The 15,138-nt window shown below is 70.1% G+C and carries 16 protein-coding genes and 1 pseudogene; 8 read left to right on the top strand and 9 right to left on the bottom strand.

All coding sequences use genetic code 11. From position 1 onward, the window contains the following. Positions 1 to 78 precede the first annotated feature (78 nt). The 3 genes from KSF81_RS12730 to KSF81_RS12720 are packed head-to-tail and all read right to left on the bottom strand — an operon-like array spanning position 79 to position 4,452. Positions 79 to 867 (bottom strand): enoyl-CoA hydratase, encoded by a 789-nt coding sequence (locus KSF81_RS12730; protein ID WP_217379295.1) that lies wholly within the window; start codon positions 865 to 867, stop codon positions 79 to 81. A gap of 30 nt (positions 868 to 897) precedes the next feature. Next, a complete protein-coding gene (locus KSF81_RS12725; RefSeq protein WP_217379294.1) occupies positions 898 to 2,118 on the bottom strand; it encodes a flavin-dependent oxidoreductase in 1,221 nt (406 codons plus the stop codon). Positions 2,119 to 2,121: 3 nt separating this feature from the next. Continuing rightward, complete coding sequence (locus KSF81_RS12720) at positions 2,122 to 4,452, bottom strand: bifunctional salicylyl-CoA 5-hydroxylase/oxidoreductase (protein WP_217379293.1); 2,331 nt, start codon at positions 4,450 to 4,452, stop codon at positions 2,122 to 2,124. A 126-nt stretch (positions 4,453 to 4,578) separates the two neighbouring features. Between KSF81_RS12720 and KSF81_RS12715 the strand changes: the two genes are divergently transcribed. The 6 genes and pseudogenes from KSF81_RS12715 to KSF81_RS12695 all read left to right on the top strand — a co-directional run bounded on the left by KSF81_RS12715 (position 4,579) and on the right by KSF81_RS12695 (position 8,760). After that, positions 4,579 to 5,349 (top strand): SDR family NAD(P)-dependent oxidoreductase, encoded by a 771-nt coding sequence (locus KSF81_RS12715; protein ID WP_254453501.1) that lies wholly within the window; start codon positions 4,579 to 4,581, stop codon positions 5,347 to 5,349. Continuing rightward, the gene (locus tag KSF81_RS12710) at positions 5,346 to 5,864 is read left to right on the top strand and encodes a MarR family winged helix-turn-helix transcriptional regulator (protein WP_217379292.1); all 519 of its coding nucleotides are present in this window, start codon (positions 5,346 to 5,348) and stop codon (positions 5,862 to 5,864) included. The genes KSF81_RS12715 and KSF81_RS12710 overlap by 4 nt, the downstream gene beginning before the upstream one ends. Continuing rightward, positions 5,861 to 6,673: an enoyl-CoA hydratase family protein gene (locus tag KSF81_RS12705; protein ID WP_217379291.1), complete on the top strand. Its 813-nt coding sequence runs from the start codon at positions 5,861 to 5,863 to the stop codon at positions 6,671 to 6,673. The genes KSF81_RS12710 and KSF81_RS12705 overlap by 4 nt, the downstream gene beginning before the upstream one ends. A gap of 23 nt (positions 6,674 to 6,696) precedes the next feature. Beyond that, a pseudogene (locus tag KSF81_RS31465) lies at positions 6,697 to 7,140 on the top strand (AMP-binding protein); the annotation flags it as partial. 61 nt (positions 7,141 to 7,201) lie between these two features. After that, positions 7,202 to 8,365 carry an AMP-binding protein gene (locus tag KSF81_RS12700; RefSeq protein ID WP_309139552.1) on the top strand — a complete coding sequence of 388 codons (1,164 nt, stop codon included), beginning with the start codon at positions 7,202 to 7,204 and terminating at the stop codon, positions 8,363 to 8,365. Then, positions 8,362 to 8,760: a RidA family protein gene (locus tag KSF81_RS12695; RefSeq protein ID WP_375293325.1), complete on the top strand. Its 399-nt coding sequence runs from the start codon at positions 8,362 to 8,364 to the stop codon at positions 8,758 to 8,760. The genes KSF81_RS12700 and KSF81_RS12695 overlap by 4 nt, the downstream gene beginning before the upstream one ends. 18 nt (positions 8,761 to 8,778) lie before the next feature. On the opposite strand, the gene KSF81_RS12690 is transcribed toward KSF81_RS12695, so the two are convergent. The 6 genes from KSF81_RS12690 to pqqA all read right to left on the bottom strand — a co-directional run bounded on the left by KSF81_RS12690 (position 8,779) and on the right by pqqA (position 12,273). Further along, on the bottom strand, positions 8,779 to 8,997 hold the full coding sequence (locus KSF81_RS12690) for a hypothetical protein (protein ID WP_217379289.1): 219 nt from the start codon (positions 8,995 to 8,997) through the stop codon (positions 8,779 to 8,781). Positions 8,998 to 9,057: 60 nt separating this feature from the next. Then, entirely contained in the window at positions 9,058 to 10,152 is a 1,095-nt protein-coding gene (gene pqqE, locus KSF81_RS12685) for a pyrroloquinoline quinone biosynthesis protein PqqE (protein WP_217379288.1), read from the bottom strand. After that, on the bottom strand, positions 10,149 to 10,421 hold the full coding sequence (pqqD, locus tag KSF81_RS12680) for a pyrroloquinoline quinone biosynthesis peptide chaperone PqqD (protein ID WP_309139551.1): 273 nt from the start codon (positions 10,419 to 10,421) through the stop codon (positions 10,149 to 10,151). Before pqqD ends, pqqE begins: the two co-directional genes overlap by 4 nt. Beyond that, positions 10,415 to 11,149, bottom strand: a complete 735-nt coding sequence (gene pqqC / locus KSF81_RS12675; RefSeq protein ID WP_217379286.1) for a pyrroloquinoline-quinone synthase PqqC — start codon at positions 11,147 to 11,149, stop codon at positions 10,415 to 10,417. The genes pqqD and pqqC overlap by 7 nt, the downstream gene beginning before the upstream one ends. Beyond that, positions 11,146 to 12,084 (bottom strand): pyrroloquinoline quinone biosynthesis protein PqqB, encoded by a 939-nt coding sequence (pqqB, locus tag KSF81_RS12670; protein WP_217379285.1) that lies wholly within the window; start codon positions 12,082 to 12,084, stop codon positions 11,146 to 11,148. Before pqqB ends, pqqC begins: the two co-directional genes overlap by 4 nt. A gap of 108 nt (positions 12,085 to 12,192) precedes the next feature. After that, positions 12,193 to 12,273 (bottom strand): pyrroloquinoline quinone precursor peptide PqqA, encoded by an 81-nt coding sequence (gene pqqA, locus KSF81_RS32100; protein WP_111470403.1) that lies wholly within the window; start codon positions 12,271 to 12,273, stop codon positions 12,193 to 12,195. Between the two features lie 267 nt (positions 12,274 to 12,540). Between pqqA and KSF81_RS12660 the strand changes: the two genes are divergently transcribed. Further along, entirely contained in the window at positions 12,541 to 13,575 is a 1,035-nt protein-coding gene (locus KSF81_RS12660; RefSeq protein WP_217379283.1) for an aspartate-semialdehyde dehydrogenase, read from the top strand. Positions 13,576 to 13,705: 130 nt separating this feature from the next. Continuing rightward, the gene (locus KSF81_RS12655) at positions 13,706 to 14,920 is read left to right on the top strand and encodes an NADP-dependent isocitrate dehydrogenase (RefSeq protein WP_217379282.1); all 1,215 of its coding nucleotides are present in this window, start codon (positions 13,706 to 13,708) and stop codon (positions 14,918 to 14,920) included. Positions 14,921 to 15,138 lie beyond the last annotated feature (218 nt).

The raw sequence follows: 15,138 nt of genomic DNA, 5'->3' as shown, positions 1-15,138 counted from the left end.
AGAAAGGCGATATATTGGCAAGGCGGCACCCCCGCCGTTCATTGCGCAACGGCGGGTCTTCTTATGCGGCCCGGCGCTTCAGCGGTGGCGGGGGCGATCCAGGAAATGCCGCATCAGGCGCTGCGGCTCGTCGCTCTCCCAGGACCGGGCGAAGGCGGGAATGCCGGCGGCTATGGCCTTGCCGAGCGGCAGGTCCTCCCATTGCCGGATCAGGGCCTTCTGGTTGCGGATCGCCAGCGGCCCCGCCGCGCCGATATGGGCCAGCCATTCCTCCACCGCCGCATCCAGCGAAGCCGCCGGCACGACCCGTTCCAGGAAGCCCCAGCCCAGCGCCTCCGCCGCCGTGAAGGTCTCGCCCAGCAGCAGCAGGCGGCGGGTGCGGCCCCAGCCGATCAGTCCGGGCAGCAGCGCCGCTTCCACCACCGAGGGAATGCCGACGCGCACTTCCGGCATGCCGAATTGCGCGCCCTCGGCGGCGATGCGGAGGTCGCAGGCGGCGGCGAGTTCCAGCCCGGCGCCCAGGGTCCAGCCATTGATCCGGCCGATCACCGGCACCGGGCAGTCCCGCATCGCGCGGCAGCAGCCATGCACCAGTTCGATGAAGGCGCGGCCGCCGGCGCCATCCGTGATGGTCGCCATCTCGCCGATATCGGCGCCGCCGACGAAAGCCTTGCCGCCGGCACCGGTCAGCACCACAGCGCGCAGGTCGGGCTTCGCGGCAAGCTCCGCCATGGCGGCGATGAGGCTCCGCATCAGCCCGGCATTCAGCGTATTGAGCTTGCGCTCATGCGCGATGGTGACGAGGGCATCCTCGCCACCCTCCGGCCGCTGCCGCAACTCCACCCGGATCTCGCCCTGCCCGTCCATCACGCATTCCTCCCATGACCGGACCGGGAATTAGCGCGTGACGGCGAAGCCCGCCATCTGCGCATAGCCCCCGGCGATGGCCGCCAATTCCTCCCGCGCGATCACCGCTTCGATCCGCGTAAAACCCTCCGGCGCGCGCTCGCTGACCACGTCCACCACCCGCTCCGGTCCGCCGCGGCGGTTGCTGTGGACGATTTCCGTGGTCTTCGGCCGCCGTTCCGCCTCGTAGGCCGCCAGCGCCCCAGGCGCCGGCAACCTGGCCAGCAGCGATGCCAAGCAGCGCGCATCCAGCACCGCCTGCGAGGCGCCGTTCGAGCCCACCGGATACATCGGATGCGCCGCATCGCCGAGCAGCGTGACCCTCCCCTGCGTCCACCAGGGCAGCGGGTCGCGGTCGCACATCGGGTATTCGAAGAATTGCGGCGTGGCGCGCACCATCGCCTCGACATCCAGGAAGGGGATGCGGAAGCGCCGGACATGCGGCAGCACATCCGCAAGCCTGCCGGCACGCGACCAGTCCTCGCGCCGGGGCGGCGGCTGCGTGCCATCGCCGAGCCTGGCGCAGACCACCCAATTGGTCAGCCGCGTGCCGGGCGTGCTGCCGGGGCCGATCGGGTAGAGCACCAGCTTCTCCGCCATGTCGCCGGCGATGACCATGCCGTCGCCGCCCTCGAAATCCGGCCAGTCCAGCGCACCCCGCCACATCTGGATGCCCTGCCAGCGAATGCCGCCATCCGCCGGATGCAGCAGGCCGCGCAGCACGGAATGGATGCCATCGGCGCCGATCAGCGCATCGCCGCGTTCCTCCACCAGACTGTCATCGGCGCGGGCGAAGCGGGCAGTGACGCCGTCGGCATCCTGCGTGTAGCCGGCCAGCCGGTGGCCGGGCCGCAGTGCTCCGGCCAGCCTGGCCTCGGCCGCCTGCCAGAGCACCTCATGCAGCCGCCCGCGATGGATGGAGAATTGCGGCACGTCATGCCCGGCCCAGGTGCCGCGCGGCTCCACCCATATCTCCTGGCCGAAGCGGTTGAGGTAGCGCAACTCGCGCGTGCGGATCGCTACCGCATCCAGGGCCGGCAGCAGGCCGAGCGCCGTCAGTTCCCGGATCGCATGCGGCAGGGTATTGATGCCGACGCCGAGTGGCCGCACCTCCGCCGCCGCCTCGAAGACCGTGCAGGCGATGCCGCATTCGCGCAGCGACAGCGCCAGCGTCAGCCCGCCGACGCCGCCGCCGGCGATGAGGATGCGCATGGCCTATTCCGCCGCGCGCGGCAGCGGGGCGGGCATATGGCCTCGCGGCCGGGCCTTGCGCTTCAGCTCCATCAGCTCCTCCCGTTCCCGCGCCGCATTGCGCATCAGCGCCTCGCGCCCCGGGGCATATTGCGGCGGGCAGGCGAGGTCGCCCACAGCATACTGCGCCGCGGCGCGCAAGGTGAAGCAGGGGTCGGTGAGATGCGGCCTGGCCAGTGCCACCAGGTCGGCACGGCCGGCGGCCAGGATGGTGTTCACCTGGTCGGCGCTGGTGATGTTGCCGACGCACATGGTGGCGATGCCGCATTCGTTGCGGATCATGTCGGACCAGGGAAGCTGGAACATGCGGCCATAGACCGGGGCGGAATCCTGCACGGTCTGGCCGGTGGAGACATCGATCAGGTCGCAGCCATGCGCGGCGAAGGCGCGGGCGATGGCAAGGGTATCGGCATCGGTGATGCCGCCATCCGCCCAGTCGGTGGCCGAGATGCGGACCGAGATGGGCCGCTCGGCGGGCCAGGCGGCGCGGAGCGCGTCGAAGACTTCCAGCGGGTAGCGCAGGCGGTTGCCGATGCTGCCGCCGTATTCGTCGCTGCGGTGGTTGGTCAGCGGGCTCAGGAAACTCGCCAGCAGGTAGCCATGGGCGCAATGCAGTTCCAGCATGTCGAATCCGCAGCGGAGCGCGCGGGCGGCGGCGGCGGCGAATTGCGCGGTGACGGCATCCATATCGGCGCGCGACATCTCCCGCGGCACCTGGCTGTCCGGGAAATAGGGAAGCGGACTGGCGGAGAGGACCGGCCAGGCGCCTTCCTCCAGCGGCCGATCCATCCCCTCCCACATCAGCTTCGTCGCGCCCTTCCGCCCGGCATGGCCAAGCTGGAGGGCGATGCGGGCCGCGCCATGCGCATGGACGAAGCCGGTGATCCGGGTCCAGGCGGCCTCCTGCGCGTCGTTCCAGAGGCCGGTGCAGCCGGGGGAGATGCGCGCCTCGGCCGAGACATCCGTCATCTCGGTGAAGATCAACCCGGCGCCGCCCACCGCGCGGGCGCCGTAATGCATCAGGTGCCAGTCGCCAGGGACGCCCTCCACCGCGCTGTACATGCACATGGGGGAGACGACGACGCGGTTCGCAAGCGGCATCCCGCGCAGCCGGAAGGGCTGGAACATCGGCGGCTTCGCGGGCTCGGCCGGGAGGCCGGCGGCACGGGCTTCCTCGGCGAAGACCTGCTGCGTCTCCGCGGCGAATTCCGGGGCGCGGAGCGCCAGGTTGTCCCAGGTGATGGCCTTGCTGCGGGTCATCAGCCCGAAGGCGAAGCATGTCGGGTGCATCCGCCAGAAGCGCCAGACCTGCTCGAACCAGACCAGCGAGACATCGGCGGCGTGCTGGGTGCGCTCCACCTCCTCGCGCCGGCTCGCCTCGAAGCGCGCGAGGGATGCCGCCACGCCGCCGCCGGCGCGGAAGGCGGCATGCAGCGCGATCGCATCCTCCATCGCCAGTCTGGTGCCGGAGCCGATAGAGAAATGCGCGCTGGCCTTGGCATCGCCCAACAGCACCATGTTGCCCCGCACCCAGCGGGTGCAGCGGATCGCCGGGAAGCGCCGCCATTGCGAGCGGTTGGTAATGAGCCGGTGGCCGCCCAATTCCTCGGCAAAGATGCCTTCCAGGAAGCGGGCGCTTGCGGCCTCGTCCATGGCCTCCAGCCCGGCGCGGGCAAATGTCTCAGGATCGGTTTCCAACACCCAGGTGCTGGCATGCGCCTCGTACTGGTAGCAATGGGCGATGAAGATGCCTTCCGGCCGCTCCCTGAAGAAGAAGGTGAAGGCATCGAAGGGGCGGGTGCTGCCCATCCAGGCGAAGCGATTGGGGCGGAGGTCGATTTCCGGCTGGAAATGGCTGGCGAAGCGGGAGCGGATCGGGCTGTTGATACCATCCGCCGCCACGATCAGGTCGGCATCGGGGAAATCCTCCGGCGCGGCACCCTGGCCGTATCGCAACTCGACGCCGAGCGCCCGGGCGCGGTCCTGCAGCAGCAGCAGCAATCCCCGCCGGGAGCAGCCGCAGAAGCCATTGCCGCCGATGCGATGCACCGTGCCGCGCAGATGGATCTCGATATCGTCCCACCAGGCGAAGCTTTCAGTGATGGCGCGATAGCTCGGCGCATCCGCCTCGCGGATCATGTCGAGGCTCTGGTCGCTGAAGACCACGCCAAAGCCGAAGCTGTCGCCGGGCTGGTTCCGCTCCGTCACCGTCACCCGGGCCTGCGGGAAGTCGCGCCGCATGAGGATCGCGAAATAGAGCCCGGCGGGCCCGCCGCCGATCACCGCGATGTGCATCCCGCACCCTCCTCGCCGACCCCAATGGTTTAGGCTTCAACCATCCGTGCGGCAACGAGGATTGGGCTTTGCGCCGGCTGTCGGCAATGCTTTAAGCTTCAAACGTCAAGGAGGCCCAGGGCACCCATGAATGCGGCCACCGCATCCGGGCAGGGTCGGGTCGACGCGCCGTTGGCCGGACGCCAGGCGCTCATCACCGGTGGCGGCAGCGGCATCGGGCTGGCCTGCGCCACTGCGCTGACCGCGGCCGGCGCGGTAGTGACGGTGCTGGGGCGGCGGGAGGCGAGGCTTCGGCAGGCGGTCGCGGAAGGCGCAGCGCATGGCTTCGTCACGGCCGATATCACCGCGGCCCCCCTGCCGGAGTTGCCAGCCTGCGATCTGCTGGTGAACGCGGCCGGTGCCGCCGAAAGCGCGCCCTTCCTGCGATCCGATGCGGCGCTGTGGCAAAGCATGCTGGCGGTGAACCTGCTCGGCGCCGCCGCCGTCATCCGTGCCGTGCTGCCGGGCATGCTGGCGGCAGGACATGGGCGGATCGTCAACATCGCCTCCACCGCCGCGCTGCGCGGCTATCCCTATGTCACCGCCTATGTGGCCGCGAAGCATGGGCTGCTCGGCCTGACCCGCGCGCTGGCGCTGGAGGTGGCCGGCCAGGGCGTCACCGTGAATGCCGTCTGCCCGGGCTTCACCGAAACCGCGCTGCTCGCGGGAAGCATCGAGCGCATCATGGCCAGGACCGGCCGCAGCGAGGCCGCGGCGCGGGCCGAACTGACCCGGCACAACCCACAGGGCCGGCTGGTGCAGCCCGCGGAGGTCGCGGCGGCGGTGCTGTTCCTCTGCCTGCCGGAGGCTGCGGCGGTGAACGGCGCCGCCATTCCCGTCGCAGGGGGCGAGGCATGACCGCGCCCGAGGGCCTGGCCTCGTCGGTGGATGCCGAAACCGCGCTGGCCGGCGCGCCGGAAGGCCATAAGGACGAGCTTCGCCTCTGGCTGCGGCTGCTCACCTGCACGACGCTGGTGGAGACCGAGATCCGCCGGCGGCTGCGCCTGGCCTTCGGAACCACCCTGCCCCGCTTCGACCTGCTGGCGCAGTTGGAGCGCGCCGGCAGCGGACTGACCCTGGGCGAGATCTCCCGCCGGATGATGGTAAGCAACGGCAATGTCACGGGCCTCGCCGCGCGGCTGGAAGCGGAAGGACTGATCGAGCGCCGCACCAGCCCCGCCGACCGGCGCGCCCAGACGCTCCGGCTGACGCAGCGCGGGCGGCGCGAATTCGCGCGCCAGTCCGCCGCGCATGAGGGTTGGATCGCGGAACTGCTCGGCGGCCTCTCCGCCGCCGACCGCGCCACGCTGCACCGGCTGCTCGGCCGCGCCAAGGCCGGCTTGCGGGCCGCCTTGCAGGAGGCCCCGCCATGACCCCGCTCGCCGGCCATGTTGCGCGGCACCTGAGCGTTGCGGTGGCGGGTGGTGTCGCCACGGTCACGCTGGACCGTCCAGAGCGGAAGAATCCGCTCACCTTCGAAAGCTACGCTGAACTCGCCAGGCTGTTCCGCGCCGCGGCGCAGGACAGCGAAACACGGGTCTTCGTCCTTGCCGGATCGGGCGGCAATTTCTGCTCCGGCGGCGACGTGCATGAGATCATCGGCCCCTTGCTGGAGCGCGACACCAAGGGGCTGATGCAGTTCACGGCGCTCACCGGCGAGCTGGTGAAATCCATACGCGCCTGCCCGCAGCCGATCATTGCCGCGGTGGATGGAATCGCCGCCGGCGCGGGCGCCATTCTGGCCATGGCGGCCGACCTCCGGCTCGGCACGCCGCGCGCCAAGGTGGCCTTCCTGTTCAACCGCGTCGGCCTGGCCGGCTGCGACATGGGCGCCTGCGCCATCCTGCCGCGCATCATCGGCCAGGGGCGGGCCAGCGAGTTGCTCTATCTCGGCCGCAGCATGTCGGGCGAGGAAGGGCTCGCCTGGGGTTTCTTCAACCGGCTGGCACCCCCGGAAACCCTGGAGGCGGAAGCGGCCGCGCTGGCGCAGGAGATCGCCGCCGGCCCCGGCTTCGCCCATGCGATGACCAAACGCATGTTGCAGATGGAATGGGCCATGTCGGTGGAACAGGCGATCGAGGCCGAGGCGGTAGCCCAGGCGCTCTGCATGACCACCCAGGATTTCCGCCGGGCGCATGCGGGTTTCGTGGCGAAGCGGCGCCCGGTTTTCAGGGGCGACTGAACGGCGGTGTGACGGAGGCTGCGATGGACGGGCCTGGTGCCGAGGCGGGCAGCGCGCATCTCGATCGCTTCACGGCGGAGAACCTGCCGCCACGGGACGCCTGGCCCGAGCTTCGCTTCACCCTGCCGCAGCTTCGCTACCCGCCACGGCTGAATGCCGCGGTGGAACTGCTGGACCGCAACCTGCACTGCGGCCACGGCACGCATCCCGCCATCGTCACACCGGGCGAGACCCTGACCTACCAGGCCCTGGCGGAGCGGGTGAACCGCATCGCCGATGTGCTGCTGCGGCGCCTCGGCCTGGTGCCCGGCAACCGGGTGCTGCTGCGCGGCGCCAATACCGCCTGGATGCTGGCAGCCTGCTTCGCCGTGCTGCGGGCGGGGGGCGTCGCGGTGCCTTCCATGCCGCTGCTGCGGGCGCATGAGATTGGCCAGATGCTGCGCAAGGCGCGCATCAGCCACGCGCTCTGCGATGCGCGCCTGGCCGGGGAATTGCAGCAGGCCGCGACGCAGGCGCCGGAGCTTCGCCATGTCCTGCTCTGGGGGGGATGGCGGGCTGGAATCGCTCTGCGACGCGGCCAGCCCCGATGCCGCCGCCTGCGACACCGCGGCCGAGGATGTCTGCCTGATCGGCTTCACCTCGGGCACGACAGGCGAGCCGAAGGGCACCCTGCATTTCCACCGCGACCTGCTGGCGGTCTGCGACACCTATGGGCGGGAGGTGCTGCGGCCCGAAGCCTCCGACATCTTCATCGGCTCGCCGCCCCTGGCCTTCACCTTCGGGCTTGGCGGGCTGGCGTTGTTTCCCTTCCGCGTCGGCGCCAGCGCCGTGCTGCTGGAGAAGGCCAGCGCGGAGGAATTGCTGCCCGCCATCCAGCGGCACCGCGCCACGATCTGCTTCTCGACCCCTGCCGCCTGGCGCGCCATGGCCGCGCGCGCCGGCGGCTTCGACCTCTCCAGCCTGCGCAAATGCGTCTCCGCCGGGGAGACGCTGCCGAAGCCAGTCTTCGAGGCGTGGCAGGCGGCCACCGGCCTGCCGCTGATGGACGGCATCGGCGCGACCGAGATGCTGCACATCTTCATCGCCGCGCGGGAGCAGGAGATCCGCCCCGGCGCCACCGGCCTGCCGGTGCCGGGCTATGAGGCGCGGGTGGTGGACCAGGCCGGCCAGGACGTGCCGCGCGGCCAGCCCGGCCGGCTCGCGGTGCGCGGCCCGACCGGCTGCCGCTACCTCGATGATCCGCGCCAGGCGCGCTATGTCGAGGCCGGCTGGAACATCACCGGTGACACCTATATCCAGGACCAGGACGGCTATTTCTGGTTCCAGGCGCGCAGCGACGACATGATCCTCTCCGCCGGCTACAACATCGCCGGGCCGGAGGTGGAGGCGGCACTGCTGACCCATCCGGCGGTCGCGGAATGCGGCGTGGTCGGCGCGCCGGATGCGGAGCGCGGGCAGATCGTGAAGGCCTATGTCGTGCTGCGATCCGGCGTCGCCGCATCAGCCGGGTTGGTGCACGCCTTGCAGGACCATGTGAAGGCGGAGATCGCCCCCTATAAATACCCGCGCGCCATCGAATTCCTGCCGGCCCTGCCGCGGACCGGGACCGGCAAGCTGCAACGCTTCGCCTTGCGCAGCCTGGCGCTTGCGGGCACATCCGCCAGCGGCAACAGCGAAGGATGCATCGCGTGACGGGCCTGACCATCCTGCAGCCACCCGACTGGCCGGCGCCCAAGGGCTATACCAACGGGATGATGGGGCGCGGCCGCATCGTGATGATCGGCGGCCAGGTCGGCTGGGACGCACGGGGCCACTTCCCGCCCGATTTCGTCTCCCAGACGCGGCAGGCGCTGCACAATATCCTGGCGGTGCTGGCGGAGGCTGGTGGCGGGCCGGAGCATGTGGCGCGGCTCACCTGGTATGTCGTGGAGATGGAGGAATACCGGGCCAGCCTGCCGGCCCTCGGCCCGGCCTATCGCGCCGCCATGGGCAGGCATTTCCCGCCCATGACGCTCGTGCAGGTCGCGGCCCTGGTGGAGCCTGAAGCCAAGGTGGAAATCGACGCAACGGCGCTGCTGCCCGATTGAGAGGACCGCCCTGGCAGCCTACCCCGGCATCGCGTCGGAGACGCCGAGGTCATCGCGCTGCACCGGCGCGTCCGGCGCCATGGCGCGATCCTCGTCCCGCCATTGCGACCTCTGCTTCATGGCGCGGCGGGCCAAGCAGGCGCCACCCACGGCCGCGACACCGAGCCCCAGCCCGGCCGCAAAGGCCACCCCCGTCATCATCACGCCCGTGGCCATGGTGGCGCAGCGCAGCAGCATGGGTCGTCTCCGTTCTGTCAGGAATCAAGGAATTGGGCGGAACCGCCGCCAGGGCAAGGCTCAGCCGCCGGCACGTTGCGGCTCCCGCCAGATGAAATCCTCGCCGCCCCCGGCCGCCGCCTCCACCGCCAGGGCCAGCAGGCCGTGGCGCGGCGACAGGGCGCAGGCAGGGTCGGTGGCGGCGGCGTCGCCGGTCAAGGCGAAAGCCTGGCAGCGGCAGCCGCCCCAATCCAGCTCCGCCCGCTCGCAGCCCTGGCAGGGCGCGGACATCCAGCCCGTACCGCGGAAGCGGTTGAAGGCTTCGGACCCTTCCCAGGCCTCGCGCAGCGAGGTCTCCCGCACATTCGGGAAGGCGAAGCCGGGCAGGCTTTCCGCGGCATGGCAGGGCAGCGCCTTGCCGGAGGGGGAGACCGCCAGGAAGCGCCGCCCCCAGCCGCCCATGCAGGCTTTCGGGCGCTTCGCATGATAGTCCGGCACCACATAGTCGATGACGAGCCGGCCCTTGAGGTCGCGCCGCGCCGCCTCCACCGTCGCGGTCGCGGCCTCGAGCTGCGCCCGGGTCGGCAGCAGCGCGTCGCGGTTCCTGAGCGCCCAGCCGTAATACTGCACATGCGCCACCTCCAGCCGGCCGGCGCCGAGTTCAAGCGCGAGCGCGATCAGTGCCGGAAGCCGGTCCAGGTTCTGCCGGTGCACGACGGCGTTCAGGGTCAGCGGCAGCCCCGCCGCATGCACCAGCCGCGCCACCCTCAGCTTGCGCGCATGTCCGCCCGCATAGCCGCCGATGCGGTCGGCCGAGCCGGGTTCCGCATCCTGCACCGAAAGCTGCACGTGGTCGAGCCCGGCAGCCGCCAGCGCGCCCAGCTTCGCCTCGTTCAGCAGCACGCCGGCGGTGATGAGGTTGGTATAGAGTCCGGCCTCGCTGGCCGCGCGGGTGATCTCCGCAATATCGCGCCGCGCGGTCGGCTCGCCGCCCGAGAGATGCACCTGCAGGCAGCCCAGCGCCGCGGCCTCGCGGAAGACGCGGGCCCAGGTGGCGGTGTCCAGCTCCTCGCCCGGACGGGTCAGGCTGGTGGGGTTGGAGCAATAGGGGCAGCGCAGCGGGCAGCGATGCGTGAGTTCCGCCAGCAGCGCCAGCGGGGCCTCGTGCGGGCTCATGACGCGATCACGCCCTTGCCGGCCAGCTCGTCCAGCATCGCCAGGGTATCGGCCAGGATCTCCTCACGCGGCGCGGCGAAGCGGGTGGCGAGGATCTCGGCGATGGCCTCCAGGCTGCGCACACCATCGACCAGCCGCAGCACCTCCAGCGCCGTCTCGTCCGGGATGAACATGCGTTCCGGCGCCATCACCACCCAGCGGCCGCGCGTCTTGTCCTCCCGCAGCCGCATGCCGCGGGCGAGGCGCGGGACGGAAGCGGCGGTCAGCACGGCCGGAAGGCGCCCGGCGGCGGCAGGCCGGGGCTGACATAGGCGAAATGCAGCGCGTCCAATTGCGCCCAGAGCAGGTCGCATTTGAAGCGCAGCGCGTCCAGCACCTGCTCCTGCTGCTCCCGCGTGCGGGCGTGCTGCTTCACGTAGTCCAGCGCGAAGGCGACATCCTGCGGCGCCTGGGTGAGGCGCGGGGTGAAATAGGCGAGCGTCGCCTCGCTGACGAAATCGTAGTTCCGCAGCATGCCGGCGACGCGCTGCGAGATGATGTTGGGCGAGAACATCTCGGTCAGCGAGGAGGCCACGGCTTCCAGCACCGAGCGGAACCGCACGAAATTGACGTAAGCCTCCACCGCATAGCGCGTGCCCGGCAGCAAGCCGCGCAGCGACACGACATAGTCGCGGTCCAGCCCGAGCCCATCCGTCAGCCGCAGCCAGCGCTCGACCCCGCCCGGCGCAATGCCGTCGCCATCATGGTCCACCAGGCGGCGGCGCCATTCGCGGCGGAGCTCCGGCGTCGGCAGCCTGGCCACCAGCGAGGCGTCCTTCGCCGGGATGCTGGCCTGGTAGTAGTAGCGGTTCAGCGCCCAGGCCTGCACCTGGCCGCGATCCAGCTTGCCGCCATGCAGCAGGTGATGGAAGGGATGGTGGATGTGGTAGCGTTCCTCGCCGATCTCGCGCAGGCGGCGCTCCAGTTCCTCGGGCGACAGCGGCTCGGCCTCGTTCACAGCCTGATCTCCATGCCATCCTCCGCCACTTCCCAGCCCGCCGCCTGCACCATGGCGCGTTCCGGACTGTCCGCCAGCAGGACGGGGTTGGTGTTGTTGAGATGGATCAGGATGCGCCGGCGCACCTCCAGATCCGCGAAACCCGCGAGCGTGCCCTCCGGCCCGTCGATGCTCATATGCCCCATCCGGGTGCCGGTCTTGGGGCCGGCCCCGGCACGGATCATCTCGTCGTCACGCCAGAGCGTGCCGTCGAAGAAGACGCAGGCGGCGCCGCGCAGCCGGGCGCGCAGGGCATCGGTCATGGCGGCGCAGCCCGGGATGAAGAACAGCGATCCGCCCTCCCCCGCCGAAAGCCGGAGCCCGATCGTCTCGCCATCATCCGCCCGGCCGGGATCGGCGCCATTGTCGCCCTCCCGGAACAGCGGCACCTTGCCCGGCACGGCGAAAGCCTCCAGCACCAGGCCGAGCGGCGCCCCTGCCGCGTCACCCAGCACCAGTTCATGGTCCAGCGGCAGCGGCCGGCGCGGCACGAGGCCCGGGGCAAGCGCGTTGAAGATCGGGTTCTCCGCCAGCACCGCCAGCGCCGCATCGGCACCGTAAAGCGTGAAGGCGTGCCGTTCCCGCAGGGTCAGCAGCCCGGCGATGGTATCCACCTCGGCTCCGGTCAGCACCACGGCGGCGATGGGGGAATGGCGGATCGACCCGGCGGCGGGCCGGGGATGCAGGGCCGGGTTGGCCTCGATCTGGGCGCGAAGATCGGGCGCGGCGTTCAGCAGCACCCAGCGCAGGCCATCAGCCGAGACGGCGAGCGAGGTCTGCGTCCGGGGCAGAACCTGCAGATCGCCCGCCCGCGCCCGCAGACAGCCCGTCCCGGCCGAATTCCATTGCGGAAAGCCACCGCCGGCGCTGGCGCCAAGGACTAGGGCGCGGAGCATGCCGCCTCTTCAGCCGAATGCGCCGGCGTCCTGCGCCGGATGCACCGGCCCGGAGCACCGGATGATCCTGGGGAACCCGCCGGGCGGATTGCCGCCGGCGGCTTCACCTCAGCCGATTTCGGCGCAGGCGTAGCTGTTGATCTCGAGTGCCAGAGACACCTCGGTCACGCGCGGCTTCTTCCAGGCCATTACCGTCTCCATTCCGGTTGATGGGGCAACCCAGGGGAGTGTGGGGCCGTGGCGGCAGCGGATCAAGCGCCGGCATGCCCCAGATCGGGGCCAAGCCATGGTCCGGTGGCATGCTCGCGCGGCTGTGCAGTCGGCCGGAGGCTTGGCGCCGGGCGCCTGGCCCGGCGGCGTGGCCCTGCCGCACTTCCCTTGAACCCGCGGCCCGGCCGCCCTATGGAACCCTGGCCCTCGCGGGAATGGGGGTTTTGGTCGTTTCAGGAGCAGGTCATGGGCTACAGGGTCGCGGTCGTCGGCGCCACCGGTGCGGTGGGGCGCGAGATGCTGAAGACCCTCGCGGAGCGGAATTTCCCGGTGAGCGAGGTCATTGCCCTCGCCTCCGGCCGGTCCGCGGGGCAGGAAGTGTCCTTCGGCGAGAAAACCGTGCTCAAGGTCCAGAACCTGGAGAAATTCGACTTCCGGGGCACCGATATCGGGCTGTTCTCGCCAGGCGCCTCGGTTTCCGCGGTGCATGCGCCGCGCGCGGCGGCCGCGGGCTGCGTGGTGATCGACAATACCAGCCAGTTCCGCATGGAGCCGGATGTGCCGCTGGTGGTGCCGGAAGTGAATCCGCAGCACCTGAAGAATTTCAGCAAGCGGAACATCATCGCCAACCCGAATTGCTCCACCATCCAGATGGTGGTGGCGCTGAAGCCGCTGCATGAGATTGCCCGGATCAAGCGGGTGGTCGTCTCCACCTACCAGTCGGTCAGCGGCGCCGGGAAGGAGGCGATGGACGAGCTCTTCAACCAGACCCGCGCCATGTACGTGAACGACCCGGCAAGGCCCGAGCAGTTCACCAAGCCGATCGCCTTCAACTGCATCCCGCATATCGACAAGTTCATGGATGACGGCTTCACCAAGGAGGAGTGGAAGATGGCGGCGGAGACCAGGAAGATCCTGGACCCCGACATCGCCGTCGTCGCCACCTGCGTGCGGGTGCCGGTCTTCATCGCCCATTCCGAGGCGGTGCATGTGGAATTCGAAGGCCCGATCACCGAATCCCAGGCCTGGGACGCGCTGCGCGACGCGCCCGGCGTGCAGGTGATCGACAAGCGCGAGGATGGCGGCTACGTCACCCAGCTCGACGCGGCGGGCGAGGATGCGGTCTATGTCTCGCGGCTGCGGCGCGACCCGACCGTGCCGCATGGCCTGGCCTTCTGGTGCGTCTCCGACAACCTGCGGAAGGGCGCGGCACTGAACACGGTGCAGATCGCCGAGGCGCTGGTGGCGCAGGGGCTGATCGCGGAGAAGCGGGCGGCCTGAACCGCCGGCGGCGGGGCGCCCCAGGCCGGGGTTGCCCCGCCACCGCCCCGGTGCGATGTTCCGGCCGCTTTCCACCACCCCCGGCGGCGCCGCATCCGGCACCCCGGCGCGGGAGACCACGAGGACAGGTATGGCCAAGATCAAGGTGAAGACCCCGGTCGTCGAACTCGACGGGGACGAGATGACCCGCATCATCTGGGGGTTCATCAAGGACAAGCTGATCCTGCCCTACCTGGATGTGGACCTGAAATACTACGATCTCGGGATCGAATACCGGGACCAGACCGATGACCAGGTCACGGTCGATGCCGCCAATGCCATCAAGCAGTATGGCGTCGGCGTGAAATGCGCCACCATCACCCCGGACGAGGCGCGGGTGAAGGAGTTCGGCCTGAAGAAGATGTGGCGGAGCCCGAACGGCACCATCCGCAACATCCTGGACGGCACCATCTTCCGCGAGCCGATCATTTGCTCGAACGTGCCGCGCCTGGTGCCGCACTGGTCGAAGCCGATCGTCATCGGCCGCCACGCCTATGGCGACATCTACCGCGCCGCCGAGACCAAGATCCCCGGGCCCGGCAAGGCCACCCTCACCTGGACCCCGGCCGGCGGCGGCACGCCCATCAGCCTCGAAGTCACCGACTTCAAGGGCCCCGGCGTGCTGATGGGGATGCACAATACCAACGCCAGCATCGAGGGCTTCGCCCGCGCCAGCCTCAACTACGGCCTGGCGCGCGGCTATTCAGTGTACTTCTCGCACAAGAACACGATCCTCAAGGCCTATGACGGCCAGTTCAAGGACATCTTCAGGGCGATCTTCGACACCGAATTCGCCGAGAAGTACAAGGCGGCCGGGCTGACCTACGAGGACCGGCTGATCGACGACATGGTGGCCTCGGCGCTGAAGTGGGAAGGCGGCTATGTCTGGGCCTGCAAGAACTACGACGGCGACGTGGAGTCCGACATCGTGGCGCAGGGTTTCGGCAGCCTTGGACTGATGACCTCGGTGCTGCTCTCGCCCGATGGCAGCACGGTGGAGTCGGAGGCGGCGCATGGCACCGTCACCCGCCACTACCGCGAGCACCAGAAGGGCCGCGAGACCAGCACCAACCCGATCGCCTCCATCTTCGCCTGGACGCGGGGCCTGGCCTATCGCGGCAAGTTCGACAACACGCCCGATGTGACCGCCTTCGCCGAGACGCTGGAGCGGGTCTGCGTGCAGACCGTCGAGAGCGGCGCCATGACCAAGGACTTGGCCATCCTGATCGGCAAGGACCAGCCCTGGCTCAACACCCAGAACTTCCTGGCGAAGATCGACGAGAACCTGAAGAAGGCGATGGCGTAGCCGCCAGCCGCTTGCGGTAACGGCAGGGGCGGGTCCGCGAGGGTCCGCCCCTTTGCATGTCCGGCCCTGGGCAGGGAGTCCCCCTCCGATGCGAAGCCTTGCCCTGCTGGCCCTGCTGCTCGCCATGCCGGCCACCACGCCCTTCCGCTTCGACCTGATCGGCACCGCCGACCGTCCCCGGGCGCCGCGCTGCGATTAGGCTGCGCCTGGCGAGGACG

This window comes from Siccirubricoccus sp. G192 (assembly GCF_019084075.1).
Lineage (GTDB): Bacteria > Pseudomonadota > Alphaproteobacteria > Acetobacterales > Acetobacteraceae > G192.
This window is presented reverse-complemented; position numbering and strand designations above follow the sequence as displayed.